General features: G+C 73.9%; 23 protein-coding genes. 13 read left to right on the forward strand and 10 right to left on the reverse strand.

The features are described 5' to 3' along the window. Positions 1–22: 22 nt before the first annotated feature. A complete protein-coding gene (gene ctaE / locus ACT17Q_RS07085; protein WP_094180222.1) occupies positions 23–670 on the reverse strand; it encodes an aa3-type cytochrome oxidase subunit III in 648 nt (215 codons plus the stop codon). 275 nt (positions 671–945) lie between these two features. Between ctaE and ACT17Q_RS07090 the strand changes: the two genes are divergently transcribed. Further along, the gene (locus ACT17Q_RS07090) at positions 946–1,371 is read left to right on the forward strand and encodes a response regulator transcription factor (RefSeq protein WP_141319387.1); all 426 of its coding nucleotides are present in this window, start codon (positions 946–948) and stop codon (positions 1,369–1,371) included. Further along, positions 1,368–2,411 carry an anthranilate phosphoribosyltransferase gene (gene trpD / locus ACT17Q_RS07095; protein ID WP_094180220.1) on the forward strand — a complete coding sequence of 348 codons (1,044 nt, stop codon included), beginning with the start codon at positions 1,368–1,370 and terminating at the stop codon, positions 2,409–2,411. Before ACT17Q_RS07090 ends, trpD begins: the two co-directional genes overlap by 4 nt. 37 nt (positions 2,412–2,448) lie before the next feature. Here the strand turns inward: trpD and ACT17Q_RS07100 are convergent, their stop codons facing one another. Further along, on the reverse strand, positions 2,449–2,730 hold the full coding sequence (locus ACT17Q_RS07100; RefSeq protein ID WP_094180219.1) for an Lrp/AsnC family transcriptional regulator: 282 nt from the start codon (positions 2,728–2,730) through the stop codon (positions 2,449–2,451). 23 nt (positions 2,731–2,753) lie between these two features. Beyond that, positions 2,754–4,664 (reverse strand): DEDD exonuclease domain-containing protein, encoded by a 1,911-nt coding sequence (locus ACT17Q_RS07105; protein ID WP_444665214.1) that lies wholly within the window; start codon positions 4,662–4,664, stop codon positions 2,754–2,756. A 130-nt stretch (positions 4,665–4,794) separates the two neighbouring features. Between ACT17Q_RS07105 and ACT17Q_RS07110 the strand changes: the two genes are divergently transcribed. Then, a complete protein-coding gene (locus ACT17Q_RS07110; protein WP_444665215.1) occupies positions 4,795–6,162 on the forward strand; it encodes an NYN domain-containing protein in 1,368 nt (455 codons plus the stop codon). 70 nt (positions 6,163–6,232) lie between these two features. Next, positions 6,233–6,466 (forward strand): hypothetical protein, encoded by a 234-nt coding sequence (locus ACT17Q_RS07115; RefSeq protein WP_094180216.1) that lies wholly within the window; start codon positions 6,233–6,235, stop codon positions 6,464–6,466. A 145-nt stretch (positions 6,467–6,611) separates the two neighbouring features. On the opposite strand, the gene ACT17Q_RS07120 is transcribed toward ACT17Q_RS07115, so the two are convergent. Continuing rightward, positions 6,612–8,435 carry an AMP-dependent synthetase/ligase gene (locus ACT17Q_RS07120; protein ID WP_094180215.1) on the reverse strand — a complete coding sequence of 608 codons (1,824 nt, stop codon included), beginning with the start codon at positions 8,433–8,435 and terminating at the stop codon, positions 6,612–6,614. A 258-nt stretch (positions 8,436–8,693) separates the two neighbouring features. Between ACT17Q_RS07120 and ACT17Q_RS07125 the strand changes: the two genes are divergently transcribed. Continuing rightward, positions 8,694–9,638: an ROK family glucokinase gene (locus ACT17Q_RS07125; protein ID WP_094180214.1), complete on the forward strand. Its 945-nt coding sequence runs from the start codon at positions 8,694–8,696 to the stop codon at positions 9,636–9,638. Between the two features lie 16 nt (positions 9,639–9,654). Here ACT17Q_RS07125 and ACT17Q_RS07130 read toward each other — a convergent pair whose 3' ends face one another. Beyond that, positions 9,655–10,287, reverse strand: coding sequence for a hypothetical protein (locus tag ACT17Q_RS07130; RefSeq protein ID WP_444665216.1), 633 nt, complete (start codon positions 10,285–10,287; stop codon positions 9,655–9,657). Positions 10,288–10,402: 115 nt separating this feature from the next. Here ACT17Q_RS07130 and ACT17Q_RS07135 point away from each other — a divergent pair, with 115 nt between their 5' ends. From ACT17Q_RS07135 to ACT17Q_RS07145, 3 genes are all read left to right on the forward strand, one after another. Next, positions 10,403–11,188 carry a lysophospholipid acyltransferase family protein gene (locus ACT17Q_RS07135; protein ID WP_141319432.1) on the forward strand — a complete coding sequence of 262 codons (786 nt, stop codon included), beginning with the start codon at positions 10,403–10,405 and terminating at the stop codon, positions 11,186–11,188. 181 nt (positions 11,189–11,369) lie between these two features. Next, positions 11,370–12,590, forward strand: a complete 1,221-nt coding sequence (locus tag ACT17Q_RS07140; RefSeq protein WP_141319399.1) for a pyrophosphate--fructose-6-phosphate 1-phosphotransferase — start codon at positions 11,370–11,372, stop codon at positions 12,588–12,590. Beyond that, positions 12,587–13,939 carry a class II 3-deoxy-7-phosphoheptulonate synthase gene (locus ACT17Q_RS07145; protein ID WP_094180210.1) on the forward strand — a complete coding sequence of 451 codons (1,353 nt, stop codon included), beginning with the start codon at positions 12,587–12,589 and terminating at the stop codon, positions 13,937–13,939. The genes ACT17Q_RS07140 and ACT17Q_RS07145 overlap by 4 nt, the downstream gene beginning before the upstream one ends. 85 nt (positions 13,940–14,024) lie before the next feature. Here the strand turns inward: ACT17Q_RS07145 and pknB are convergent, their stop codons facing one another. Then, a complete protein-coding gene (gene pknB / locus ACT17Q_RS07150; RefSeq protein ID WP_094180209.1) occupies positions 14,025–16,034 on the reverse strand; it encodes a Stk1 family PASTA domain-containing Ser/Thr kinase in 2,010 nt (669 codons plus the stop codon). Positions 16,035–16,158: 124 nt separating this feature from the next. Further along, the gene (locus ACT17Q_RS07155; RefSeq protein ID WP_094180208.1) at positions 16,159–17,358 is read right to left on the reverse strand and encodes a LysM peptidoglycan-binding domain-containing protein; all 1,200 of its coding nucleotides are present in this window, start codon (positions 17,356–17,358) and stop codon (positions 16,159–16,161) included. A 167-nt stretch (positions 17,359–17,525) separates the two neighbouring features. Between ACT17Q_RS07155 and ACT17Q_RS07160 the strand changes: the two genes are divergently transcribed. Then, positions 17,526–17,930: an Rv2175c family DNA-binding protein gene (locus tag ACT17Q_RS07160; RefSeq protein ID WP_232514677.1), complete on the forward strand. Its 405-nt coding sequence runs from the start codon at positions 17,526–17,528 to the stop codon at positions 17,928–17,930. Positions 17,931–17,995: 65 nt separating this feature from the next. Here the strand turns inward: ACT17Q_RS07160 and ACT17Q_RS07165 are convergent, their stop codons facing one another. Next, positions 17,996–19,147 carry a polyprenyl synthetase family protein gene (locus ACT17Q_RS07165; RefSeq protein ID WP_244937675.1) on the reverse strand — a complete coding sequence of 384 codons (1,152 nt, stop codon included), beginning with the start codon at positions 19,145–19,147 and terminating at the stop codon, positions 17,996–17,998. 9 nt (positions 19,148–19,156) lie between these two features. Further along, positions 19,157–19,678, reverse strand: a complete 522-nt coding sequence (locus ACT17Q_RS07170) for a hypothetical protein (RefSeq protein WP_141319401.1) — start codon at positions 19,676–19,678, stop codon at positions 19,157–19,159. Between the two features lie 108 nt (positions 19,679–19,786). On the opposite strand from ACT17Q_RS07170, the gene ACT17Q_RS07175 reads away from it, so the two are divergent. The 3 genes from ACT17Q_RS07175 to ACT17Q_RS07185 all read left to right on the forward strand — a co-directional run bounded on the left by ACT17Q_RS07175 (position 19,787) and on the right by ACT17Q_RS07185 (position 23,523). Further along, positions 19,787–21,040: a DUF4192 domain-containing protein gene (locus ACT17Q_RS07175; protein WP_198303535.1), complete on the forward strand. Its 1,254-nt coding sequence runs from the start codon at positions 19,787–19,789 to the stop codon at positions 21,038–21,040. A 122-nt stretch (positions 21,041–21,162) separates the two neighbouring features. Beyond that, positions 21,163–21,555: a universal stress protein gene (locus tag ACT17Q_RS07180; protein WP_444665217.1), complete on the forward strand. Its 393-nt coding sequence runs from the start codon at positions 21,163–21,165 to the stop codon at positions 21,553–21,555. A gap of 372 nt (positions 21,556–21,927) precedes the next feature. Next, the gene (locus ACT17Q_RS07185; protein ID WP_444665218.1) at positions 21,928–23,523 is read left to right on the forward strand and encodes an RNA polymerase sigma factor; all 1,596 of its coding nucleotides are present in this window, start codon (positions 21,928–21,930) and stop codon (positions 23,521–23,523) included. A gap of 299 nt (positions 23,524–23,822) precedes the next feature. Here ACT17Q_RS07185 and ACT17Q_RS07190 read toward each other — a convergent pair whose 3' ends face one another. After that, positions 23,823–24,071: a DUF7455 domain-containing protein gene (locus tag ACT17Q_RS07190; protein ID WP_444665367.1), complete on the reverse strand. Its 249-nt coding sequence runs from the start codon at positions 24,069–24,071 to the stop codon at positions 23,823–23,825. Between the two features lie 195 nt (positions 24,072–24,266). Between ACT17Q_RS07190 and ACT17Q_RS07195 the strand changes: the two genes are divergently transcribed. After that, positions 24,267–26,396 (forward strand): DNA gyrase/topoisomerase IV subunit B, encoded by a 2,130-nt coding sequence (locus ACT17Q_RS07195; RefSeq protein ID WP_141319405.1) that lies wholly within the window; start codon positions 24,267–24,269, stop codon positions 26,394–26,396. Positions 26,397–26,403: the final 7 nt, after the last annotated feature.

Raw genomic sequence — 26,403 nt, forward strand, 5'->3', positions numbered from 1 at the left:
AGGGGGCAGGGGCGGTGCTGCGTCAGCGCAGCAGGTAGATGACCGCGAACAGCGCGATCCAGACGACGTCGACGAAGTGCCAGTAGTACGAGGTCACGATCGCCGTCGTCGCCTCGTGGTGCCCGAACCGCTTGGCCGAGAACGAGCGGCCGAGCAGGAACAGGAAGGCGATGAGGCCGCCCACGACGTGCAGGCCGTGGAAGCCGGTCGTCAGGTAGAACACGGAGCCGTAGGCGCTGGACGAGATCGTCAGGCCCTCGTGCACCAGCTCGGCGTACTCGAAGACCTGGCCGCCGATGAAGAAGGCGCCCATGAGGTACGTGAGCGTCATCCACTCGTTCATGCCCCAGCGGTTGACCTGCAGGAGCGAGCCGCTCCGCACGGGCTGGAAGCGCTCGGCGGCCCACACGCCCATCTGGCACGTCACCGACGACAGCACCAGGACGGTCGTGTTGATCGCCGCGAAGGTGAGGTTGAGCTTGGCGGTCTGCTCCGCGAACTCCTCGGGCACGGCAGCGCGCACGGTGAAGTACATGGCGAAGAGTCCGGCGAAGAACATGAGCTCGCTGGCGAGCCACACGATCGTGCCGACCGAGACGGGGTTCGGTCGGTTGACGCTCACGTGGGGGGCAGAGCGAGGGGCAGCCGTTGCGGTCGACACGCTGGCCATTATGGCCGATGCGGCGTCCGCATGGGTCATTGGGCCCAGGCGCGGCGGGCGGTAAATGTCACATCGTCATGAACTCCCGGCGTGTCGGGCCGTGCGTTCGTCCGGTGGAGCCGCTGCGCGCGTCCCGTGCGGAGCCGGTGAACAGGCGGCGACGGGGTCTCGCGAGGCCCTGCGGGCCGGTCCAGCCGCCCGCCGGCCCGCCGGGGTCGTCGTGTCCCGCGTCACGCCGTGCCAAGATGCGTTCGACGCACGTCGACGACGAGTGAGGAAGCACCATGAGCACCGCCCAGGACCAGGCCGCCGCGACCCCCGGACCGCGGATCGTCCTCTACAGCGACGACGTGGACGTGCGCGCCCAGGTGCGGCTCGCGCTCGGTCCGCGCCTGCAGCACGGGGCCCCTGCTATCGACTGGGTCGAGACCGCGACCCCTGCGGCGGTCGTCGCCGCGACGGAGGCCGGCGGCGTCGACCTGCTCGTGCTCGACGGCGAGGCCGACAAGCTCGGCGGCATGGGTCTGGGTCGCCAGCTCAAGGAGGAGGTCTACCGCTGCCCTCCGGTGCTGGTGCTGACCGGCCGCCCGCAGGACGCGTGGCTCGCGTCGTGGTCGAACGCCGACGCGACCGTCAGCCGGCCCCTCGACCCGCTGGAGCTGCACCGCACGGTCGTCGAGCTGCTCGCCGCGCAGGCCGTCGCCGGATGAGCCCCGCCGCCACGTGGCCGGACCTCCTGACGGGTCTCGTCGCCGGTCAGGACCTCACCGCGCAGCAGGCGTCATGGGCGATGGACGAGATCATGCGCGGCGAGGCGTCGCCGGTGCAGATCGCGGGGTTCCTCGTGGGCCTGCGGGCCAAGGGTGAGACGGTCGACGAGCTCACCGGGCTCGCCGAGACCATGCTCGCGCACGCCCACCGCATCGAGGTGCCCGGCCGGACGGTCGACATCGTCGGCACGGGCGGCGACCGCGCGCACACCGTCAACATCTCGACGATGGCGTCCCTCGTCATCGCGGGCACGGGGCTGCGCGTCGTCAAGCACGGCAACCGTGCCGCGTCGTCCTCGTCGGGTTCCGCGGACGTCCTCGAGCAGCTCGGGATCCGCCTGGACCACACGCCCGAGCGCGTCGCGCAGATCGCGGCCGAGGCGGGCATCACGTTCTGCTTCGCGCAGGTGTTCCACCCGTCCTTCCGGCACACCGCCGTGGCGCGCGCCGGTCTGGGCATCGCCACGGCCTTCAACTTCCTCGGTCCGCTGACGAACCCGGCGCAGCCACCGGCGGCCGCGATCGGCGTCGGGGACGGGCGGATGGGGCCGCTCATCGCGGGCGTGCTCGCGCGCCGCGGCGTCAGCGCGCTCGTGTTCCGCGGCGAGGACGGCCTCGACGAGATCGCCCCGACGGCCCCGACCCGCATCTGGCACGTGTCCGACGGTGAGGTTGTCGAGCACGTCGTCGACTGGGCTGACCTCGGGGTCGCGCGCGTCGAGCTGGCGGAGCTGCGCGGCGCCGACGCGGGCTACAACGCCGGCGTCGCCCGGGCACTGCTCGACGGCGCGCCGGGACCGGTGCGCGAGACCGTGCTGCTCAACGCGGCGGCCGCGCTCGTCGCGGACGGCACGCTGCCCGGGACGGGCGAGGGCACGCTCCTCGAGCGTCTGACCGCGGGCGTGGAGCACGCACGCGCGTCCGTCGACTCGGGGGCCGCGCGGGAGTCGCTGGAGCGCTGGCGGCGCGCGAGCGCCTGATCACGCGGCAGACGCGGCCGGGGAGCGCCGGGCGACGTCAGTCCTCGAGCCCCAGCGCGAACGCCTGGTCGAGGTCGTGCTGGCTGTAGGTGCGGAACGCGATGTAGGTCTGCGTGCGCAGCACGCCCTCGACCTTGCTCACCCTGTCGGCGATGACGTCGGCGAGGTCGTCGTGCTCGCGCACGCGGACGAGGGCGATGAGGTCCACCTCGCCGGTCACCGAGTAGACCTCGCTGACGCCGCGGATGTCGGCGATCTGCGAGGCGACCTCGGGGATCCGGGCGGCGTCGGTCTCGATGAGGACGATGGCGGTCAGCATGGCGCCATCATGCCGCGCACCGGTCAGGCCGTGCGCGGCATCACGCCCGGCGCGTCGGCCACCGCGCGTGCGAGGTCCACGGGCGTCGTGCCGTCGGCGGAGGGCCGCAGGGCGACCTCGGCGCTCGCCACGTCGTGGCCCGCGACCGCGGCGGCGTGCGCGGCGATCGCGGCCGCCGGCTCGACGTCACCGAGCGCTGTGCGCACCGGGAGCGCCCAGACGCCCACGACGTCGACGATGCGGACGCCCGGACGCTCGAGCCAGTCGAGCACGAGGTCTGCCTCCTCGGGGTGCGCGGCTGCCGCCGGGGGCACAGGTGCCGGGACGTGCTCGGCGGTGGCGCGCAGCGTCGCGATGGTGGGCCGCGGGTCCGTCGCGCGGTCGACGCGGGCCGTCGCGGCGAGCCGGCCGTGGCGGACCAGGACGATCTCCCAGCCCCCGTCGTCGCTGCGGCGCGCCGCGACCACTTCGGCACACCGCGCGACGGGGCCGACCCGCTGCGCGCGAGCGGCACCGCGCAGGAACGCGCCCAGCCGGTCGCGCACGGTGGCGGCCTCCTCGTAGCGCTGCTGCGCGACGAGCGCGTCGATCCGCTCGGCGTGCGCCCCGACGACGGGCGCGGGGTCGCCCAGCATGGCGGAGCGCACACGGTCGGTGACGGCCGCGTACCCGGTGGCGTCCTGCCCGCCGACGCAGGGCGCACCGCACCGGCCCATGTCGGCGAGCGCGCACGCGGACGTGCCGGGGGTGGCGACGAGCGGCAGGCGGCGCGTGCACTGCCGCACCGGGAAGGACTCGTGCAGCGCCTCGAGCGCGAGCTGCGCGGACGACTGCGAGCCGAACGGGCCGATGTAGGCGGCGCCCGGCTCGTCGCGCACCTCGCGCACCACGGACAGGCGGGGGTAGGGCTCGCTCGTCAGCCGGACCCACGGCATCCGCTCGGGGAACCGCGAGCGACGGTTGTAGCGCGGCGAGTGCTCGGCGATGAGCCGCAGCTCGCGCACCCGCGCCTCCAGCGGCGTCGCGCAAACCACGGGGTCGACGCGCTCGGCGATGCGCACCATCTCCTGGATGCGACCACGCTTCTCCGACGACGTGAAGTACGAGCGCACGCGCGTGCGCAACGACGTCGTCGAGGTCCCGACGTACAGGACCTCCTCGTTCGGGCCGCGGAACAGGTAGACACCGGGCGCGTCGGGCAGCCCGTCGGCGAGCGTGCGCTTGCGCCGGACCTCCTGGGGGACCGGGTCGGTCGCGGTCGCGAGGTCCTCGAGGTGCGTGACGCCCAGCGGGCCGAGGCGTCCGAGCAGCGCGTGGAGCACGTCGACCGTCGCGCGCGCGTCCTCGAGCGCGCGGTGGTTCGGCGTCACCCGCGCGCCGAACAGTGCGGCGAGCGTCCCGAGCTTGTGGTTGGGGGCCTCGTCGCGGGTCACGACGCGGCGCGCGAGGCGCACCGTGTCGACGACCCGGTAGCCGGGCCACGGATGACCCGTGCGCGCGGCCGCGGCCCGCAGGAACCCGACGTCGAACGGCGCGTTGTGCGCGACGAGGACGCTGCCGCGGGCGAACTCCAGGAACGAGGGCAGGACCTCCTCGACGGGCGGGGCGCCGACGAGCATCGACGACGTGATGCCGGTGAGGACCTGGATGAACGGGGGCACGGGGCCGCCGGGGTCCACCAGGGTCTGGAACTCGCCGAGCACCTCGCCGCCGCGCACCTTGACCGCACCGATCTCCGTGATGCCGCACTCCGCGGGCGTGCCGCCCGTCGTCTCGAGGTCGACGACCACGAACGTCACCTCGGAGAGCGGCGTGCCGATCTCGTCGAGCGCGAGCTGCACGGGCGCCGGCCCGCCCGCGCCCGGCGTCGCACCGGGTCCCGGCACCGGGTCCCCGACCCAGACGGGTCGCAGGCGGTGCAGGCTCGAGCGCATGTCCCGGACCGTACCCCCGCGCTCCGACACGCCCCGCCGGGCGTGCGCCGCGTGTCGCGTCCCGGTCGGCTCCCGACGACGCGCCCGCGGACTGCGCGCGTGCACCCGAGGCGCGGCCTAGGGTGACGCCATGGTGGTCGACGCGCAGGTCCCGGCGTCGCTGCGGGCCGAGCTCGTCGCGGTCGCCGCCCGCACGCTCGCGGGGTACGACCCGAGCGCGGTCCCGCCGTCGCTGCGGCGCGTCGCGGCGTTCGCCCCGGCGAAGCGCGCGTCCGCGGGTGCCGTCCCGTTGTGGTCCGCGCTGGACGACGAGCACTTCCGCTCGCGCGCCGCGCGCACGTGGGCGGGTGAGCACCCGGACCTCGCGGCCGCGCTGGGCGCGCCCGCGAGACCCCACGAGCCGGACGACGAGCCCGGCGACCAGCCGGAACACGAGCCCGACGACGAGCCCGGCGACCAGCCGGAGCACGAGCCCGACCGTGAGCAGGACCGTGAGCCGCAGGGGCCGCCCGTCGCGGCCCCTGCGCCGTCCCTCGCTGCCGCGGCCGGGGCGTGGCTGCTGGGCGCCGACTGGCGCGCGCTGCTGCCGTCCACCGCGACCGCACCGCACCGCACCGGCCCCGCCACGCCGCCCGACGCGGCCGCGCGCGCCCGGGACGAGCTCGAACGCGTGCGTGCCGAGCGCGACGCCGCACTCGAGGAGCTGGCCACGCTGCGCAAGCAGGCGCGCAGGCTCCGCTCGGACGCCGACCGCGCGCGTGCGGAGGGACGTCGCGCGCTCGAGCAGGCCGCCGAGGAGCTCGCGCAGGCCCGTGCCGCGCGTGACGAGGCGGCGACCGCGCTCGAGGTGGCGGGTGACGAGCGACGAGCGGCCGACGCGGAGCGGACCGCGGCGCGCGCGGAGCTGCGGGTGGCCCGCAAGCTCGCCGACGTGCGCGTGCGGCTGCTGCTGGACACGATCGTCGACGCGGCGAGCGGGTTGCGCACGGAGCTGGCGCTCCCACCGGCGAGCGAGCTGCCCGCGGACCTCGTCGCACCGGCGCAGGAGGCTGCCCCCGCGCGGCTGGGGTCGCGCGGGCGGCACGTCGACGACCCCGGGCTGCTCGACGAGCTGCTGCGGCAGCCGCGCGCGCACCTCGTCGTGGATGGTTACAACGTCACGAAGACGGGGTACGCCGAGCTCACGCTGGAGCGGCAGCGACGCATGCTCGTCGACGGCCTCGCGGGCCTCGCGACGCGCACCGGGGCGGAGGTCACGTGCTGCTTCGACGGCCGCCCGACGCCGCTCGCACCGGGCACGCTCGCCCACGGCGTGCGGGTGCGGTTCTCGGTGGGGGAGATCGCCGACGACCTCATCCGTCGGCTGGTGCAGGCCGAGCCGACCGGACGTGTGGTGGTCGTCGTCACGAGCGACCAGGAGGTGGCGCGCGACGTCGAGGCGCGGGGTGCGTACGTGGTGCCGTCGGCCACGCTCGTCGCACGGCTGCGGCACGCCTGAGCGACCGGCGCCACGCGCGGGCGCCAGGCGTGTCCCGGGCGTGTCGGAGGTCGGCCCTAGCGTCCGGCTCATGATCATCGACTGCGAGGGGTGCACCGCCCGCCCGGCCGCCTGCGCCGACTGCGTCGTCACGTTCGTCCTCGAGGTGCCCCGCCGGCGCGGCGCCGAGCGCACCGGCGGTGGGGACGCGGCCGCGCGGGTCGGCCCGCCGGCGTTCGAGCTCGACGAGGCGGAGCGGGCGGCCCTGGGCACGTTGTCCGACCTGCGGCTGGTGCCGCCGCTGCGCATGGCCGAGGGCGGCTGACGCGCGAGGCAGGACGACGGGTGCGACGACGACGGGTGCGACGACGAGGGTTGCGACGACGACGGTCGCGACGACGACGGGCGGGCGGGAGATCCGTGGGACCTCGCCGCCCGCCCGTCGTCAGTGCACCCGACGCGCGGCGCCGTCAGCCGACGTCGTGCCCGCCGGTCGTCGGGTCGTACAGCGCCTCGACGTCCGCCGCGAAGTCCTTGAGGACGACCGCGCGCTTCACGCTGAGCTTCGGCGTGAGGTACCCGTTCGCGATGGTGAGGTCGGTGTCGAGGATGCGGTAGCGGCGGATCGACTCGGCACGCGAGACGGCCTTGTTCGCGCGCGCGACGGCCTTGTCGATCGAGGCGAGGACGTCGGGGTCCTGCGCGGCCTCCTCGAGCGTGAGGGCGGGCTTGCCGTGCGCGGTCAGCCAGCCGGGGACGCCCTCGGGGTCGAGCGTGACGAGCGCCCCGATGTAGGCGCGCTGGTCGCCCACGACGACGACCTGGCTGATCAGCGGGTGCCCACGCAGCCGGTCCTCCAGCACCGCGGGCGCGACGTTCTTGCCGCCGGCGGTCACGATGATCTCCTTCTTGCGGCCCGTGATGGCCAGGAAGCCCTCGTCGTCGAGCGAGCCGAGGTCGCCGGTGCGGAACCAGCCGTCCGAGAGGGACTCCGTGGTCGCCGCCTCGTTGGCGTGGTAGCCGCGGAACACCTGGATGCCCTTGACCTCGACCTCGCCGTCGTCGGCGATGCGCACGGACGTGCCGGGCAGCGGCACGCCGACGGTCCCGATCTTCGTCCGGGAGGGCAGGTTGACCGTGGCGGGCGCGGTCGTCTCGGTGAGGCCGTAGCCCTCGAGGACGTTGAGCCCCACGCCCCGGTAGAAGTGCCCGAGCCGCTCGCCGAGCGGCGCGCCCCCCGAGATCGCCCACCGTGCCTGCCCGCCGAGCAGCGCCCGGATCTTGTGCAGGACGAGCACGTCGGCGACCTTGTGCTGCAGGCGCAGCCACGGGCTGGGGCCCTTGGGGTCGTCGAGCGCACGCGAGTAGACGATCGAGGTCTTGGCGGCGCGCTGGAAGATCGCGGCCTTGCCGCCCGCGGCGGCCTTCTGCTCGGCGCCGTTGTAGACCTTCTCGAACACGCGGGGGACCGCTAGCACGAACGTCGGCCGGAAGCTGCCGAGGTCCTCGAGCAGCGTGCGCGTGTCGGACGAGTGGCCGAGCACCGCGCCCGCGGGGATGCACAGCACGTGGATGAACCGCGCGAACACGTGCGCCATGGGGAGGAACAGCAGCGTGCGCGCGCCCGGGTCGGAGACGACCTCCTTGAGCCCCTCGACCGCGTTGACGGTGAGCTCGTAGAAGTTGCCGTGCGTCAGCTCGACGCCCTTGGGGCGACCGGTCGTGCCCGAGGTGTAGATCACGGTCGCGACGCTCGAGAGCTCGGCGGACGACCGGCGGCGCGCGACCTCGTCGTCGGCGACCTGGGCACCCGCGGCGACCAGCGTCTCGATCGCGCCCGCGTCGATCGTCAGCACCTCGCGGAGCCCGGGCGCCTCGGCGCGGACCTCGTCGACCGTCGCCGCGTTCGCCTCGTTCTCGACGACGAGCACGCTGACGTCGGCGTCCGTGAGGATCCAGGACACCTGCTCGGCCGACGACGTCTCGTAGATCGGCACCGGGATGGCGCCGGCCGCCCAGATCGCCCAGTCGAGCAGCGTCCACTCGTAGCGGGTGCGCGACATGATGCCGACGCGGTCGCCCGGTTCGACGCCCTTGGCGACCAGGCCCTTCGCGACGGCCACGATCTCGGCGTCGAGCTCGCGTGCGGTGATCGGGATCCAGGGGCCGCTCTGCTCCGTCTTGTGCTCGACGACGACGCCGTCCGGGTCCGCGGCGAGGCGCTCGGCGAACAGGTCGTTGAGGTTGCGGTCAGGCGCGATCTCGACGAGCAGAGGTGTGCTGTACTCGACCATTCTGGCTCCATTGGCAGTGGCGACGGGTCCGACGAGGATACGGGACGTCCGTCCAGGTGGTCGGCCTCCGGCGCGCGTTAGCCTCACGAGGTCGCCCGGACGGACTCACGCACGACCCCCCGCGGGTTGGCGCTAGCGTGGGGGCGCCGGGGATGCGCCGTCAACGCGTCCGCCGAGGCCTCGCAGCACGCGGCCGCACACCACCGACCACGGCTCCTGCCGTGGCCGCAGCACACACTCATCGGGAGCACGAGACGCATGCACGCCATCGGGGTGGACATCGGCGGGACGAAGATCGCCGTCGGTGTGGTCGACGACGAGGGTCGGATCCTGGCGCAGACGCGACGTGACACCGAGCCCGACGACGTCGCGAGCATCGACGCGGCGATCGCGGACGCGTACGCCGAGCTCGCGGTCGAGCACAAGGTCGGCGCGATCGGCCTCGCCGCTGCGGGCTTCGTCGCGGCGGACCGCTCGGGTGTGCTGTTCGCGCCGAACATCGCGTGGCGTGACTACCCGCTGCGGGACCGGATCGCCGCGCTCGTCGAGGACAAGGTCGAGATCGTCGTCGAGAACGACGCGAACGCCGCGGGCTGGGCCGAGTTCCGGTTCGGCGCGGCGCGCGACGTGGACGACATGCTGACCCTGACGATCGGCACGGGCCTCGGCGGTGCGGTGGTCTCCAACGGCGCGCTGGTGCGTGGCTTCGCGGGTGTCGCGGCCGAGGTCGGCCACATGCGGGTCGTGCCCGGCGGCCACTACTGCGGCTGCGGGCACGAGGGCTGCTGGGAGCAGTACGCGTCCGGCAGCGCGCTGGTGCGCGACGCGCAGGCGGCCGCGGTCGCCCACCCGGACCGCGCGACCCGCATCCTGGAGCTCGCCGGCGGTTCGGCCGAGAAGATCGTCGGCCCGCACGTGACGCAGGCGGCGCAGGAGGGCGACGAGCTCGCGGTGCACCTGCTCGCGGAGCTCGGCCGGTGGGTGGGGGAGGGCGCGGCGTCCGTCGCGGCGCTGCTCGACCCCGCGATGATCGTGATCGGCGGCGGCGTGGCCGCGGCCGGGGACCTCGTCCTCGAGCCGGCACGCAAGGGGTTCGCGGACCAGCTCTCGGCGCGCGGGCACCGTCCGGAGGCGACCATCGTCGTCGCGTCCATGGGCAACGACGCGGGCATCGTCGGCGCGGCCGACCTCGCCCGCCTCTGACGCCGGTCCGGGGCGGCTAGACGACCGCCCCGTCGTCGTCCTGGCGCTCGCGGCGCTGCGGCATCCGCCACACCAGCACCGCGACGCCCAGGACGAACACGATGCACGCCGCCTGGGCGAGCGCGGCGGGGGCGTCGCGCCACGCGATGAGGATGACGAGCAGGAGCAGGGGCATGCCGGCCGCCGCGAACCAGGCCATCGTGAGGAGCGGGTCCCCGCCGAGCACGGGGCCCGGGTCGGGCGGGACGAAGCCGTCCTGCGCGTCGAGGTCGTCCTCGGCCTCGTCGTACTGCGAGGTGCCGTCCCAGTCGCGTCCGCTGGCGGAGGCGAGCGGGTCGCGCGGCGTGTCTGGGCCCGCAGCGGGGCGGACGACACGCGCGGCGTCGAACGGCGAGTCGACGCCCGGTGCCACCGGGAAGTCGAGGCCGCCCCGGGCCGCGCTCTCCGCCGCGGTCTCGACGTCGCCGAGCTGCGCGACGATGCTCGCCCAGTCGTCGTCGGCGACGGGGGCGTCCGGGTCCGGCCCCGCGGTGCGGCCCGTCGCGTCGTCGTCGGAGGGGTGCGCGGGCGTCCCGTCGGGACGCGCGTCCGCATGCTCGTCGGGTCGCTCGTCGGGTCGCTCGTCGGGTCGGTCGGAGCGAGCAGCCATGAGAGCACTCTAGAGTCGGTCCAGCGGTCCTGGCGGTCCGCACGGGCGGCCGAGGGTCGTCCGGCGGCGGGTGCCGCCGACGGTGCAGGAAGGTGAACCCTTGTTCTACTGGTTGATGAAGCGGGTCTTCGTGGGTCCGTTGCTGCACCTGGTGTACCGGCCGTGGATCCGGGGCGAGCAGAACATCCCCAGCCAGGGCGCGGCGATCCTGGCGAGCAACCACCTCGCGGTGATCGACTCGTTCTTCCTCCCGCTGATGCTGGACCGCGAGCTCGTGTTCATCGGCAAGCAGGAGTACTTCTCGGGCCGCGGCGTCAAAGGCCGGCTGACCGCGGGCTTCATGCGCGGCGTCGGGACGATCCCCGTGGACCGCGGTGGCGGCAAGGCCTCGGAGGCCGCCCTGCGCACCGGCCTGCGCCGCCTCGAGGAGGGCGACCTGTTCGGGATCTACCCGGAGGGCACCCGCAGCCCCGACGGCCGGCTGTACCGCGGCAAGACGGGCGTCGCGCGCCTCGCGCTCGAGTCGGGGGCGCCGGTCATCCCCGTCGCCATGATCGGCACGAACGTCGCGCAGCCGCTCGGGCGCACGATCCCCAAGATCATGCGCATCGGCATGGTCGTGGGCGAGCCGCTCGACTTCTCGCGCTACAAGGGCATGGAGAACGACCGCTTCATCCTGCGGTCGGTCACCGACGAGATCATGTACGCGATCATGAGCCTGTCCGGGCAGGAGTACGTCGACGTGTACGCGGCCACGCAGAAGGCGCGCATCGCGGCCGGCGTGGCCGACGCGCAGCCCGCGGACACCGAGCCGCGCACCGCGGCCCCGGGCGGTCGCCCCGCGCCCGACGTCCAGGTTCCGGTCCCCCCGAAGGACGAGGGCGAGCCGTCAGTAGGATGAGCCGGACGTCCGTCGTGCACGGTCGTCGTCGAGCCGCGGGACGTGCCCGCGAGCCCGGCCCCGAGTACAGCCGATAGTCCCGCCGTCCCCCGTAGAAGGTCCCGGTCGCGCCGTGCGGCCGCGGCCTAGGGTCGCGGCGTTCCCGCAGGGTCGTCCTGCAGCTCAACGGAAGGTGCCTGTCATGTCGGTCCGTCGCGTCGCCCTCCTCACCGCGGGTGGCTTCGCCCCGTGCCTCTCGTCCGCCGTCGGTGGGCTCATCGAGCGCTACACCGAGATCGCGCCCGACGTCGAGATCATCGCGTACGAGCACGGGTACTACGGGCTGCTGCGGGGCGACAAGATCGTCGTCGACGCCGAGACCCGCAAGAACGCCGGCATCCTGCACCGCTTCGGTGGCTCGCCGATCGGCAACTCGCGCGTCAAGCTGACGAACGCGAAGGACTGCGTCAAGCGCGGCCTCGTCGCCGAGGGCCAGGACCCGCTGCAGGTCGCGGCCGAGCAGCTCAAGGCGGACGGCGTCGACGTGCTCCACACGATCGGTGGCGACGACACCAACACGACCGCGGCGGACCTCGCCGCCTACCTCGCGGACAACGGCTACGGCCTGACCGTCGTGGGCCTGCCCAAGACGATCGACAACGACGTGGTGCCGATCCGTCAGTCGCTGGGCGCCTGGACCGCCGCCGAGGAGGCCGCGGGCTTCGCGGCGAACATCATCGGCGAGCACCGCAGCGGCCCCCGCATGCTCATCGTGCACGAGGTCATGGGCCGGCACTGCGGCTGGCTGACCGCGGCCGCCGCGGTCGAGTACCGCAAGTGGCTCGACCAGCAGCAGTGGGTCCCCGGCATCGGCCTGACGCGTGAGCGCTGGGACGTCCACGCCGTCTTCGTGCCCGAGCTCGCGATCGACATCGACGCCGAGGCGGAGCGCCTCAAGGCCGTCATGGACACGCAGGGCAACGTCAACATCTTCCTGTCGGAGGGTGCGGGCATGCACGAGATCGTCGAGCAGCTCACGGCCGCGGGCACGCCCCCGGAGCGGGACCCGTTCGGCCACGTCAAGCTCGACACGATCAACCCGGGCCAGTGGTTCGCGAAGCAGTTCGCGGAGAAGCTCGGCGCCGAGAAGGTCATGGTCCAGAAGTCGGGCTACTACTCGCGCGCCGCTGCGGCGAACGCCGAGGACCTGCGCCTCATCAAGTCGATGACGGATCTCGCGGTCGAGTGCGCCCTGCGCGGCGAGGCCGGTGTGATCGGGCACGACGAGGAGCGCGGCGACGTGCTGCGCGCGATCGAGTTCCCGCGCATCGCGGGCGGCAAGGCGTTCGACGTGTCGCAGCCCTGGTTCGGTGAGCTGCTGGCGGACATCGGCCAGCCCCTGGTCCCGGCGAGTCACGAGTGAGCGTCACCCCCGACCCCACGGTCGTCGAGGGGCTCGACGCGTGGCGCTCACTGCCCGTCGTGCAGCAACCGGTCTGGCCCGACGCGGACGCGCTGACGCGCGCGACCGACAAGCTCGCGTCGCTCCCGCCGCTCGTGTTCGCGGGCGAGGCCGACGCGCTGCGCGCCCAGCTCGCGGCCGCGGGCCGGGGTGAGGCGTTCGTCCTCGTCGGGGGCGACTGCGCCGAGACGTTCGCCGAGGCGACCGCCGACAACATCCGCAACAAGATCAAGACGATCCTGCAGATGGCGGTCGTGCTGACGTACGGCGCGAGCATGCCGGTCGTGAAGATCGGGCGCATGGCGGGCCAGTACGCCAAGCCGCGCTCGTCGGACACGGAGACCCGCGACGGGGTGACGCTGCCGGCGTTCCGCGGCGACATCGTCAACGGGTTCGACTTCACGCCCGAGGCGCGCACGCCGGACCCGCAGCGGTTGCTCGAGGCGTACCACACGTCCGCCGCGACGCTGAACCTCATCCGTGCGTTCACGACGGGCGGCTTCGCGTCGCTCCTGCGGGTGCACGAGTGGAACCGCGGCTTCACCAAGACCCCCGCGTACGCGCGGTACGAGGTGCTGGCCGCGGAGATCGACCGCGCCATCCGGTTCATGGCGGCGTGCGGCGCCGACTTCGACCAGCTGCGCACGGTCGACTTCTACTCCAGCCACGAGGGGCTGCTGCTCGACTACGAGCGGCCGCTCACGAGGATCGACTCGCGCACGGGCCTGCCGTACGACTGTTCGGCCCACTTCGTGTGGATCGGCGAGCGCACGCGTCAGCTCGACGGGGCGCACGTCGACTTCTTCTCGCGCCTGCAGAACCCGATCGGTGTGAAGCTCGGCCCGACCGCCTCGGCGGACGACGCGCTCGCTCTGCTCGACAAGCTCAACCCGACCGGTGAGGCCGGCCGGATCACGTTCGTGACCCGTATGGGTGCGGGCAAGGTCCGTGACCTGCTGCCGGGCCTCGTCGAGAAGGTCGCGGCCGACGGGCGCCCGGTCACCTGGGTGTGCGACCCGATGCACGGCAACGGGATCACGTCCGCGACCGGGTACAAGACGCGCCGGTTCACGGACGTCATGGACGAGGTCGCGGGGTTCTTCGAGGTGCACCGCGCGCTCGGCACCGTGCCCGGCGGCCTGCTCATCGAGCTCACCGGTGACGACGTGACCGAGGTGCTCGGCGGTTCGGTCGAGATCGACGACGAGCGGCTCGCGGAGCGGTACGAGACCCTCGTGGACCCGCGTCTGAACCACCAGCAGTCGCTGGAGCTGGCGTTCCAGGTGGGCGAGCTGCTGCGCTCGGCCTGACACGTGCGCTGACCACGTGCGCTGACCTGCGCGCGTGCGACGGAGGGTCGGGTCCGCTCTCGGGCGGTCCGACCCTCCGTCGTCGTCAGGTGATCGTGAGGACGACGACCGTGCCCTTGGGGTGCATCGACCCGCCCCCGGGCTCCTGACCGACCACGAACCCGAGGCCGAAGTACGTCGCGGCGTGCCTGACCTCGACCTCGAAGCCGGCGGCCTTGAGCGTGTCCGTCGCCGACCCGATGCCGTTGCGCATGACGTCCGGCACCTTGAACAGCTCGGGTCCCTTCGACACGACGAGCGTCACGGTGTCGCCCCGGTGCCCCCGGGTGCCGCCCTCGGGCGACTGCCGGATCACGACGCCGGCCTTGACGTCGGAGCTGAACTCCTCGGTCGTGCGGACCTTGAGGCCGTCGCCCTTGAGCTGCTTCGCGGCCGCGTCGGCGGCGGCGCCGACCTGGGAGGTGACGGTCACGGGCGCAGGACCCTTGGAGGTGGTCAGCGTCACGACGGTGTGCCGGATCGTGCGCTCACCGGCCTTCGCCGGGGTGCCGTCGGGGAGCTCGGCCGCGACGACGACGCCCAGCCCCGCCTTGTCGTCGTAGACCGGGTCGGCGTACTCGACCTCGAGGTCCGCCGCCACGAGCGCGGCCTCGGCGTCCGCCTGGAGCGTGCCGACGACCCCGTCCGGGACGTCCACGTAGTCGGGTCCCTTGGAGAGGGTGACCTCGACCGTCCCGTCCTTGCGGACCTTGTCGCCCGGCGCGGGATCGCTCGTGACGACGAGGCCCTTGGCGACGTCGCTCGAGAACTCGGAGGTGGTCGTGGACTCGAGCCCGACGGCGGTGAGCGCGGCACGCGCGGCCTCGGCGCTCGATCCCGCGATCTCGGGCACGGTCGTGTAGGCGCCGGGCCCGGCCACCACGTACCACCAGCCCGCGCCCCCGAGCCCGAGCGCCACGAGCAGGGCGAGCACCGCGGCGAGCAGCCGGCGACGCGGTCGACGAGCGGGAGCGGGCGCGGCGGCGGCCGGCGCGATCGCGCGAGGTCCGGAGCCGCCGGTGCCCAGCCCGATCGGGAGCGCGACCGTCGAGCCGCGCGGCAGGTCCTCGATGCGGACGGTCGAGCCGTCGTCGCCGGGGACCGCGTCCGCGCCGTCGGGCAGGGGCGTCTCGTCGGGGTCCGTCGCGGCGGGGAGCACGATCGACGGGGCGACGTCCGCGCGGCGCGAGAGCGTGGCGTCGTCGAGCTCACCGCGGGCGCGGCGCAGGAGGCCGACCGCGGCGGCCGCGTCGACCGGCCGGTCGTCGGGATCGCGTGCGGCGAGCGCGCGGACCAGGTCGTCGACCTCGACGGGGAGCCACTCGAGGTCGTCGGACGGTGCGGGCACGTCGCTGTTGACGTGCTGGTAGGCGACCTGGATGGGCGTCTCGCCGACGAAGGGCTGGCGGCCCGTGAGCATCTCGAACAGCAGGATCCCGCAGGCGTAGACGTCGGTGCGGGCGTCGCTCGCGCCGCGCACGACGAGCTCGGGCGCGAGGTACGCGACCGTGCCCAGGACCGTTCCCGTGGTGGTCGAGGTGACCTCGGTGACGGCGCGTGCCAGCCCGAAGTCGGCGAGTTTGATGCGACCGTCCGTGGCCAGCAGCACGTTCTCGGGCTTGATGTCCCGGTGGACGAGGTCGCCCCGGTGCGCCGCGGCGAGCGCGTCCAGCACCGACTCGGTGATGCGCAGCGCCTCGGAGACGGTGAGCGCACCCTGCTCCGCGAGGCGTCGGCGCAGGTTGGACCCGTCGACGTACTCCATCGTGAGGTAGCTGGTCTCGCCGTCGACGCCCTGGTCGTAAACCGCGACGAGGCCGGGGTGGGTGAGGCGTGCGGCGGCTCGCGCCTCGCGCCGGAACCGCGCGACGAAGTCCGCCCCGGAGCCGCCCTCCGCCAGGTGGGGGTGCATGACCTTGAGCGCCACGTCACGGTCGAGCCGTCGGTCCACCGCGAGGTAGACGGTCGCCATGCCGCCGCGCGCGATCCGGGAGACGACCTCGTACCGGCCGTCGACCAGACGGCCGACGAGCGGATCGGTGACGGCGGTTCCCACGCGGCGAGTCTACGTTCGGCGGGCGCTCGGCCCGGGTATTGGGGCGAGCGTCACGCGCGCGTCGCCCGGCCCGGAGCCCGGCGTCACCGCGTCCCTCACGGGTCCCCGACCGGTGCGTCGCCGGTCAGCGGAAGCGGGTCATGAGGGTCTGGACGTTCGCGGCGTAGCGACGCGTGTCCGAGAACATGCCGTACTTCCGCACCGAGGCCGCACCCTGGTAGTAGCCGGCGATCGCGCTGGGCAGGTCCGGCGACATGCGCACGAGCGCACGCAGGATGACGACGCCCGCGGTGACGTTGTCGTCGGGGTCCAGCAGGTCGAGCTGACGCCCGACGATGCTCGACGCCCAGTCGCCCGAGCTCGGGATCACCTGCATGGTGCCGATCGCGTTGGCAGGGGAGACGGCCGTGTGGTTGAACCCGGACTCCTGGAACGCGATGGCCTGCGCGAGCGCCGGGTCGAGGCCGTAGGCCCGTGCGGTCGCGGCGACCTTCGCCTGCATCTGCGCCGTCGAGGGGACGCCCGCGGCGAGCAGCGCGCGCTTGTTGGCGTTGGCGGCGTCGACGACGTCACGCGCGTAGGTGCGGCCCTCGAACGTCGAGCCGACGAGCGGGCGTCCCGTCGAGGGGGCAGGCGTCGACGAGGCGGCGCCGCCGAGGCGCAGCGTCTGCCCGACCCGGATCATGGCGTTCGCGCCGAGTCCGTTGGCGGAGACGATGGCGGAGACGCTCGTGCCGAACCGCGCCGCCACGCCGGAGACGGTGTCGCCGGCGCGGACGGTGTAGGTCCGCCCCGGGGCGGTCGTGCGTGCCTGCGGCGCGGTGCTGCCGCTGCCGGGGATCGTCAGGGTCTGGCCCTCGATGATGAGGCCGTCGGCGCGCAGGCGGTTGGCCGCGATGATCGCCCGGACGCTCGTGCCGGTCCGCGCGGCGATGCCCGACACGGTCTCACCCGCGCGCACGACGTGCCGCGCCACGGGCGCCTGCGCCGGGGTGCTCGTCGGGCGCGCGGCCGAGCGGGACGACGTGGTCGGGATCGTCAACACCTGCCCGGCGCGGATGCGCGAGGGGTCGGCGAGGGCGTTGGCGCGCGTGATCGCGGCGATGCTCGCGCCGGTGCGGGTGGCGATGTGGCTCACGGTGTCGCCGTCGCGCACGGTGTAGGAGTCGTCCGCGTGCGCGGCTCCGGAGGTGGAGACCGAGATCGCGACGAGCGCGAGCGTGGCACCCGTCCCGCTCGCGGCCCGGCGTGCGGTCCGCCGACGACCGTCGCGCTCGGCGCGGGCGGTCTGCGAACGGCGTGCGGCTGCGGTGCTCGAGGCCATGACGCCCCCCTGAACGGTGTGACACGAGTCAAGACGCGTGACTGGTGTGGCTGATGTGACAGAAGTGAAACTAGCCGACACGCCCGGAGGAGGAAACCCCGAGCCCCGCGCGCCACCCGGACGGCGGGTGCGCGGCGACGGCCCGGACGCTGCGTAGTCTGGGCACCGTGAGCGAGACCCTGGACCCGCACGCGGCTGCTGCCGACGCCCTCGTCGACTCCTGGTTGACCCTGCCCGACGTCGCCGAGCGCGTCGGCCTCGACGTCGGCAAGGTCCGGCGCCTGCTGCAGGAGCGCAAGCTCGTCGGCATGCGCCGGGGCGAGCCCCGCGTCCTGTCGGTGCCGGAGCGTTTCCTGGTGCCCGGTCACCAGGGCGCCGGCGCGACCGGCGAGTGGGCCGCGCTGCCGTGGCTCCAGGGCACGCTGACGGTGCTCGCCGACGCGGGCTTCTCCGACGAGGAGGCGATCGTCTGGCTCTTCACGCCGGACGACTCCCTGCCCGGCGCGCCGATCGACGCGCTGCGGGCAGGCCAGAAGACCGAGGTCCGACGCCGCGCCCAGGCCGAGCTCTAGCTCCCGCCCGCCGGCGCGTCCACCGCGACCGGGGCCTCCGCGACGCGGTGACCGTCAGGTAACGGTCAGGCGCGCCGGTCGACCGCCGCGTGCGCGAGCCGCGTCAGCACGTCCGCGGCGGGCGCGGGCCAGGGCTGCTCGGCGAGCAGCGAGAGGGCCTCGTGCGCCAGGTCGTCGATCAGTCGCTCGACCTCGTCCACGGCACCCGTCGCGCGGATCGCCCGCGCCACGCGCGCGACCTGCGCGTCGTCGAGCGTGCGGTCGCCGAGGCTCGCGCCGAGCAGGTCACCCGTCGCGGCGTCGCCACGCTCGCGTGCCCGCCGCGCCGCACGCGCGACGAGAACCGTGCGCTTGCCCTCGCGCACGTCGTCACCCGCCGGCTTCCCCGTCGTCGCGGGGTCGCCGAACACGCCCAGCACGTCGTCCCGGAGCTGGAACGCCTCGCCCAGCGGGAGCCCGACGGCCCGCACCGTCGCGAGCGCGTCGTCGTCCGCGTCCGCCAGGGCAGCCCCCAGCGAGAGCGGGTGCTCGACGCTGTACCGCGCCGACTTGGCCCGGATGACCTCGCGAGCCCGTCGCTCGTCGGCGGCCGGGTCTCGACCCCACGGCTGGGACTGCGCGAGCACGTCGAGGTACTGGCCCACCGTGACCTCGGTGCGCATGAGGTCGAACACGGCCCGGGCCCGCTGCTGGCGCGCGAGGGGCAGCGGCTCGAGCGCGCGCGCGAACTCCTGCTCGCTCGCGACGAGCGCGAGGTCGCCCAGGAGGATCGCCGCGGAGGTGCCGAACCGGACGGCGTCGCCGTGCAGGCCCTGCTCGACGTGGAGGTCCGCGAACGCGCGGTGCGCGGCGGGCAGGCCGCGGCGCGTGTCGGAGTCGTCCATGACGTCGTCGTGGAACAGTGCCGCCGCCTGGAACAGCTCCAGGGCCGCGCCCACGCGCAGGACCGCCGCGGCGTCCGGTCCGTCCGGCTCGCCGCCGTGCGCGCGCCAGGACCACCAGCAGAACGCCGCGCGCAGGCGCTTGCCGCCCGACAGCATCCTCTCGACCGCGTCGGCGAGGAGGTCGGCCTCCGGGCTGATCGCCGCGAGCGTGCCGCGCAGCTGCGTGACGTGCTCCGCCAGCAGCGCGTCGACCCCGCCGCGGACGTCCTCGAGGTCGACGAGCGTGCGCACGTCGGACGTGGACTCGGACGAGGGGTCGGTGTGGCGGGTCACCACGGCAGCCTAGGGGACCACCACGCGGCCGCCGAGCGTGAGCGTGCGGACACCGTCACGGTCGAGGACCGCGACGGTGAGGACCTCGCCGGACCTGCGCGCGAACGTCGACTCCGCCGCGACCCCCGCCGGCGGCGTCGCGACCGGTGCCTCCGTGAAGCCGGCGTCCGTGAGCGCGCGCCGCAGGTCCGTCATGAGCGTGGTGGCCTCGACCGCCGTGCGCAGGTTGAGGCTGAGGGTCGTGGTCCCGCCGTCGGCGTCGACCTCGGCGGACGACACGAGGATCTGCGCGTCGGCAGGCAGCGGCACCAGGTCCGCAGGGAAGCCGTCGGCGAGCTCGCCGACGGCCGCGTGCTCGTCGTCCGGCGTGTCGAACGTCGCCTCGGCGGTGACAGCGGGCTCGGCGAGCAGGGAGTGCTCGTCCGCCTCCTGCGACGGGTCCAGCCGCGCGGGCTGCGAGCTCGTGCAGCCGCTGACGGCGAGCAGCGCGGCGACCGCCAGGGCGGCGACGCGTGATGTGGTCCGGAGCACCGCGACAGCGTAGCCGCGACCCGACCCCAGGCCGCCGGGCTGCCCGCACGTTCCACAGGCCGGGGGAGCGGCGCCCCGCGTGCCCCCCGCGTGCGGTGTGCTGCGGCCATGACGGCGACCACGACGCTGCGGGTGAACGAGCCCCGCGAGATCCTCTCCCTGCTCCCGTACCGGCTCGGCTTCCGGCCGCGCGACAGCGCGGTCGCGGTCAGCCTGCGCGCACCGCGCGGACGCGTCGGCGTGGTGATGCGTGTCGACCTGCCCGCGCTCGCCGACCCGGACGTGGGGGCGCAGGTCGCGCGGGCGACGGTGGCCGTCATGGGCCGCGACCGGGCGCAGGGCACGATCCTCGTCGTCTACACCGACGCCGACCCGCGGCTGGCCGACGACGACGAGGCGCGCGCGCTGGCGCGTGCGGTCACGCACTACCGCGAGGCGGCGGACGCCCCGCTCGGCGAGGTCGCCGTGTGGGTGGTGACGTCGACCGGCTACCTGTCCTACGACTGCGCGCGCTCGTGCTGCCCGCCGGGTGGCCGCCCGCTGCGCGAGCTCGAGTCGACGCAGGTCTCGGCGCGCATGGTGCTCGAGGGTGCCACCGTCGCGAGCTCGCGCGACGACCTCGTGCGCATCCCGCTGGCGGATCCGCAGCGTCGGCGCGTCGTCGCCCGCGCCCGCCAACGGTGGGAGCGACGCGCCGCGCAGGCGCAGACCGACGGGCCGGCCGCGTGCGAGCACTGGCGGCTCGGGGCGGTGGCCGCGTGGCGGTCGGCGGTCGACCTCGTCGCGGGACGCGCGCCGGCGGGGACGCCCGCGCCGTGGGGTCGGCTGGAGGCCGGGCTCCAGGACCGCCGGGTGCGGGACGCGGTGCTCGCCTCGTTCGTGCCCGGTGTCGGCGACCTGCCGGAGCGCAGCGTGCGGGGCGAGCGGCCCAGCGTCTCGGTGGACGCGGCGATGCAGCAGGTGACCGCGCGGATCGTGCGCTCGGACGCGGCGCTGCCCCCGCCCGAGACGCTCGTCCGGCTGCACGAGGAGACGCTCGAGGCGCTCGTCGCGCACGGGCGACGTGACGCGCAGGCCCCCGCGCTGTCCCTGCTCGCGCTCCTCGCGTGGTGGCGCGGTGACGGGGCGCGCGCGCAGATCCTGCTCGACCGTGCCCTGCGCGACGACCCGGGCTACCGGCTCGCGGCGCTGCTGGCATCCGCGCTCTCGGCGGGGCTCGGCCCGGGCTGGACGCGTGACGACGTGCCGGAGGACGCGGGCACGCCCGACGACGTGCCGGGTCCCGACGCCGGCGTCGACGGTGGGATCGACGACGGCCGCGCGGACCACGCGCCCGACCCTCGGGACGTCCCGCCGAGGTAGCGGCGCGCGGGTGCGGCACGCCGGTGCGAGGTGCGACGCGCCACGCCACGCGCGTCGCCGCAGGTGGAGCCACGGGCCGCGCGGCGGTACGGTCCTCGCACGGGCGTCGAAAGGAGCTCAGCATGGGCATCGTGGTCGGCTACCTGGCGACGCCGGAGGGTCGCGCCGCCCTGCACGCGGCGGTCCAGGAGGCGAACATCCGTGGTCGTAGCGTGGTGGTCGTCGTGAGCTCGCGTGCCGACGAGCCCGCGGAGCAGCGCGCGCTGGTCGAGTCGGAGCTCGCGAGCGTCGCGGCGAACCTCACGTCACAGGGTGTGCCGCACGAGGTGCGGCTGCTCGACGGCGGGGACGTCGCGGACGACCTCATCGCGACGGCGGAGGAGACCGGGGCGGAGCTGGTGGTGCTCGGCCTGCGGCAGCGCAGCCCCGTGGGCAAGCTGATCCTCGGGGCCAACGCCCAGCGCGTGCTGTTCGACGCCCCCTGCCCCGTCCTGACGGTCAAGCCCAAGCACTGACGCGTCAGGGGCTTCGGGTCCCAGACGTCGCGGGGGGCCTCGGTCCGTCGCGCTCGGTGCGCCCGTTCGGGTGATCGGCGGCACGTCTTCCCGGGCCGGGAATCCTCCGGGCCGTCCGTGCGTTGGGTGGGGGTGGAGGTCCCGGCGTCGCCACCGACCGGCCGCGTGAGAGGACTCCACCTGCGTGCCGCGCGCGCCGACGACGGTCCGACCGCTCGTCCCCCCGCGGCGCCAACGAGGCTCCCGCCGAGAACTCCACCCGGTCGTCGCGCACACGTGTGCGCAGGACGACTCTGCGGTGGCGTCGGCTCGGTACAATATCCGTCTACCACCCGGCCTCGTCGCCGGTGTCGTGCTGCCGAAAGGTCGTTCGTGTCGTCCCAGACCCCGCATCCCGCACTCCCTCGTGAGTTCGAGCACCCTGCGCTGCAGGACCTCGTGGTCAGGGGCCGTACCCACGGCTCCGTCGGAGCCGCCGAGGTCCGCTCGGCGTGCGAGCAGGCCGGCGTCGAGGACGCCAAGCGGCTCAAGGCCGTCGTCCGGGGCCTGGCCACGGCGGGCGTCACGGTGAGCGACGCGGCCGCTCCGCGGGTCGCCGCTGCGACCAGCGCCAAGACCCGCACCACCGCGAAGGCGGCGGTCGCCGCCGCGCCCGCGACGAAGTCGGCATCGAAGGCCGTCAAGGCGGTCGCGACCGCCGACGACGACGAGCCGGCTGCGAAGCCAGCCGCGAAGCCGGCGGGCAAGGCGGCCGCCAAGCCTGCGGCGAAGGGCGGCGCGAAGACGACCGCCAAGGGCGCGAAGTCCGCGGCCAAGGGCACCGACGACGACGCGCCGGCCGAGGACGACGAGGACGTCGAGATCGAGGAGATCGACGAGGCGGAGCTCGAGGTCGAGGCCGACGCCGAGCCGGACGCCGAGGCGGCCGACGAGGACGCCGAGGAGGAGAAGCCCGCCGCACCGGCGGCCAAGGCCACCGAGGAGTCCGAGGACTCGGGCTTCGTCTACTCCGACGCGGACGACGACGACGCACCCGCGCAGCAGGTCGTCACCGCGGGTGCCACGGCCGACCCGGTCAAGGACTACCTCAAGCAGATCGGCAAGGTCGCGCTGCTGAACGCCGAGCAGGAGGTCGAGCTCGCCAAGCGCATCGAGGCCGGCCTGTTCGCGGAGGAGCGTCTCGGCTCGGGCGTGTCGATGGAGCCGAAGCTGCGGCGCGAGCTCGAGTGGATCGCGGGCGACGGTCGTCGCGCCAAGAACCACCTGCTCGAGGCGAACCTGCGCCTCGTCGTCTCGCTCGCCAAGCGGTACACGGGCCGCGGCATGCTCTTCCTGGACCTGATCCAGGAGGGCAACCTCGGTCTGATCCGTGCGGTCGAGAAGTTCGACTACACCAAGGGCTACAAGTTCTCGACCTACGCGACGTGGTGGATCCGCCAGGCGATCACGCGTGCGATGGCCGACCAGGCGCGCACCATCCGCATCCCGGTGCACATGGTCGAGGTCATCAACAAGCTCGCCCGCGTGCAGCGCCAGATGCTCCAGGACCTGGGCCGCGAGCCCACGCCGGAGGAGCTGGCCAAGGAGCTGGACATGACGCCCGAGAAGGTCGTCGAGGTCCAGAAGTACGGCCGCGAGCCGATCTCGCTGCACACGCCTCTCGGCGAGGACGGCGACAGCGAGTTCGGTGACCTCATCGAGGACTCCGAGGCCGTCGTGCCCGCGGACGCCGTGAGCTTCACGCTCCTGCAGGAGCAGCTGCACCAGGTCCTCGACACGCTCAGCGAGCGCGAGGCGGGCGTCGTGTCGATGCGCTTCGGCCTGACCGACGGCCAGCCCAAGACGCTCGACGAGATCGGCAAGGTCTACGGCGTGACGCGTGAGCGGATCCGTCAGATCGAGTCCAAGACGATGTCCAAGCTGCGCCACCCGTCGCGCTCGCAGGTCCTGCGCGACTACCTGGACTGACGCGTCGGCCCGTCGGCCCTCAGGGCCGTCGCACCGCACGCACGCCGAACGAGCCCCCGCACCAGTCCGGTGCGGGGGCTCGTGCCGTCACGGGTCGTTCCGTCACGGGTCATTCCCTCACAGGTCGTGCCGGGCTGCGAGACGCTGATGTGCCGACCGGGGCGCGCGACGGGCGGGCGGCCGGACACGGGCGTGCGACACGAGGGGTGGACGACGACGAGGCCCGGACCTTCGCGGTCCGGGCCTCGTCGTCGAGACAGTCGTCGAGAGCGCTCGTCGAGCGGGTCGACGAGAACGCGTCAGCGCACTGCGCCGGCGCCGTGCTCCTCGAGAAGTCGGTCGGTCTCGTCGTGCACCTCGGTCGCCAGCTCGGCGAACTTCGGGGCGTGCTCGCGCGCGTGGTGCGCGCAGAACAGCAGCTCGCCCACGGGGAGCACGACGCGGACATAGGCCTGTGCACCGCACCGGTCGCAGCGGTCGGCGGCGGTGAGCTGGGGGGTCGTCGTCGCTGTCACATCCCCATACAACCATCCGGGCGCTGGATGCATCCCCTCGAGGGCGGGTGGTTCGCTCACCGCGTACCCGAACGTCACACGATCGTGACGGACGCGACACGCAAGGGACCTTCGGCGCACGCCGCGCAGGTCGCCGGGCTGCGGGTGCGGACGTCCCGCGTGTCACGGTGCGTCGCGCCCGGCATGGCGAGCGGGGGAGCGTGGGTGGGCGCGACTACCATCGCACGCGTGACGACGACCTCCTCCCGCTCGGACTACACCGCTCGGCACCTGTCGGTGCTGGAAGGTCTCGAGGCCGTCCGCAAGCGCCCGGGCATGTACATCGGCACGACGGACAGCCGCGGGCTCATGCACTGCCTCTGGGAGATCATCGACAACGCGGTCGACGAGGCGCTCGCCGGCCACGGCGACCGCATCGACATCGTGCTGCACGCGGACTCGTCGGTCGAGGTCCGGGACAACGCACGTGGCATCCCCGTCGACGTCGAGCCCAAGACGGGGCTCACGGGCGTCGAGGTCGTGTTCACCAAGCTGCACGCGGGCGGCAAGTTCGGCGGCGGCTCGTACGGCGCGTCGGGCGGTCTGCACGGCGTGGGCGCCTCGGTCGTCAACGCGTTGTCGTCGCGTCTCGACGTGGAGGTCGACCGCGAGGGCCGGACGCACCGCATGACGTTCCACCGCGGCGAGCCGGGCGTCTACGACGACTCGGCGGGCCGGACACCCGAGTCGCCGTTCGAGCCGTTCGTCTCGGGCTCGGAGCTCGCGGTCGTCGGCAAGGTCGCGAAGGCGCGCACCGGGACGCGCGTGCGGTACTGGGCCGACCGGCAGATCTTCCCGAAGTCCGCGGTGTTCGCGTACGACGAGCTCGTGACGCGCGCCCGGCAGACGAGCTTCCTGGTCCCGGGCCTGACGATCGTCGTGCGCGACGAGCGCGGGCTCGCCGGCACGCCCGGCGAGCACGGGCCGCACGAGGAGACGTTCTGCCACACGGGCGGCGTCGTCGACTTCGTCGACCACCTCGCGCCCGACGCACCGGTGACCGACACGTGGCACCTCACGGGCTCGGGCACGTTCACCGAGACGGTCCCGGTGCTCGACGAGAAGGGCCACATGACGCCGCGCGAGGTGCAGCGCACGTGCGAGGTCGACGTCGCGCTGCGCTGGGGCACCGGCTACGACACGGAGCTGCGCACGTTCGTCAACATCATCTCGACGCCCAAGGGCGGCACGCACCAGGCCGGCTTCGAGGCGGGGCTGCTCAAGACGCTGCGCAAGCAGGTCGAGGCGAACGCGCGCAAGCTCAAGATCAGCGCGAAGGACGCGGCGACCGAGCGCATCGAGAAGGAGGACGTGCTCGCGGGGATGACCGCGGTGCTGACGGTCCGCCTCGCGGAGCCGCAGTTCGAGGGCCAGACCAAGGAGGTCCTGGGCACGGGACCGGTGCGCGGCATCGTGAGCAAGGTCGTCGAGAGCGAGATCACGGCGCTGTTCTCCTCGAGCAGGCGTGAGCACAAGGCGCACTCGGCGGCGCTGCTCGAGAAGGTCGTCGGCGAGATGCGCGCGCGCCTGTCCGCGCGCAAGCAGAAGGAGATCTCGCGGCGCAAGAACGCGCTGGAGTCGTCGTCGCTGCCGGCCAAGCTCGCGGACTGCCGGATCGACGACGTGGAGCGCAGCGAGCTGTTCATCGTCGAGGGAGACTCGGCGCTCGGCACCGCCAAGCTCGCGCGCTCGTCGGACTTCCAGGCGCTGCTGCCGATCCGCGGCAAGATCCTCAACGTCCAGAAGGCGTCCGTCACGGACATGCTGAAGAACGCGGAGTGCGCGGCGATCATCCAGGTGATCGGCGCGGGCTCGGGGCGCACGTTCGACCTGGAGGCGGCGCGCTACGGCAAGATCGTGCTGATGACGGACGCCGACGTCGACGGTGCGCACATCCGCACGCTGCTGCTGACGCTGTTCTTCCGGTACATGCGCCCGCTCGTGGAGAACGGTCGGGTGTACGCGGCGGTCCCGCCGCTGCACCGCATCGAGCTCACGGGCGTGCGCGGCGACGGCGACAAGTACATCTACACGTACTCGGAGGCCGAGCTCGCGGCGACGCTCAAGAAGCTCGACAAGGCCGGTAAGCGTTACAAGGACGACATCCAGCGCTACAAGGGCCTCGGAGAGATGGACGCCGACCAGCTGGCGGAGACGACGATGGACCCGCGCCACCGGACCCTGCGCCGGGTCACGGTCGAGGCCGCGCAGCGCGCCGAGGAGATCTTCGAGCTGCTGATGGGCTCGGACGTCGCGCCGCGCAAGGACTTCATCGTGGCGGGCGCGCACGCGCTCGACCGCGCGCGCATCGACGCCTGACCCACCC

The organism is Cellulomonas sp. CW35 (assembly GCF_052378485.1).
Lineage (GTDB): Bacteria > Actinomycetota > Actinomycetes > Actinomycetales > Cellulomonadaceae > Cellulomonas > Cellulomonas uda.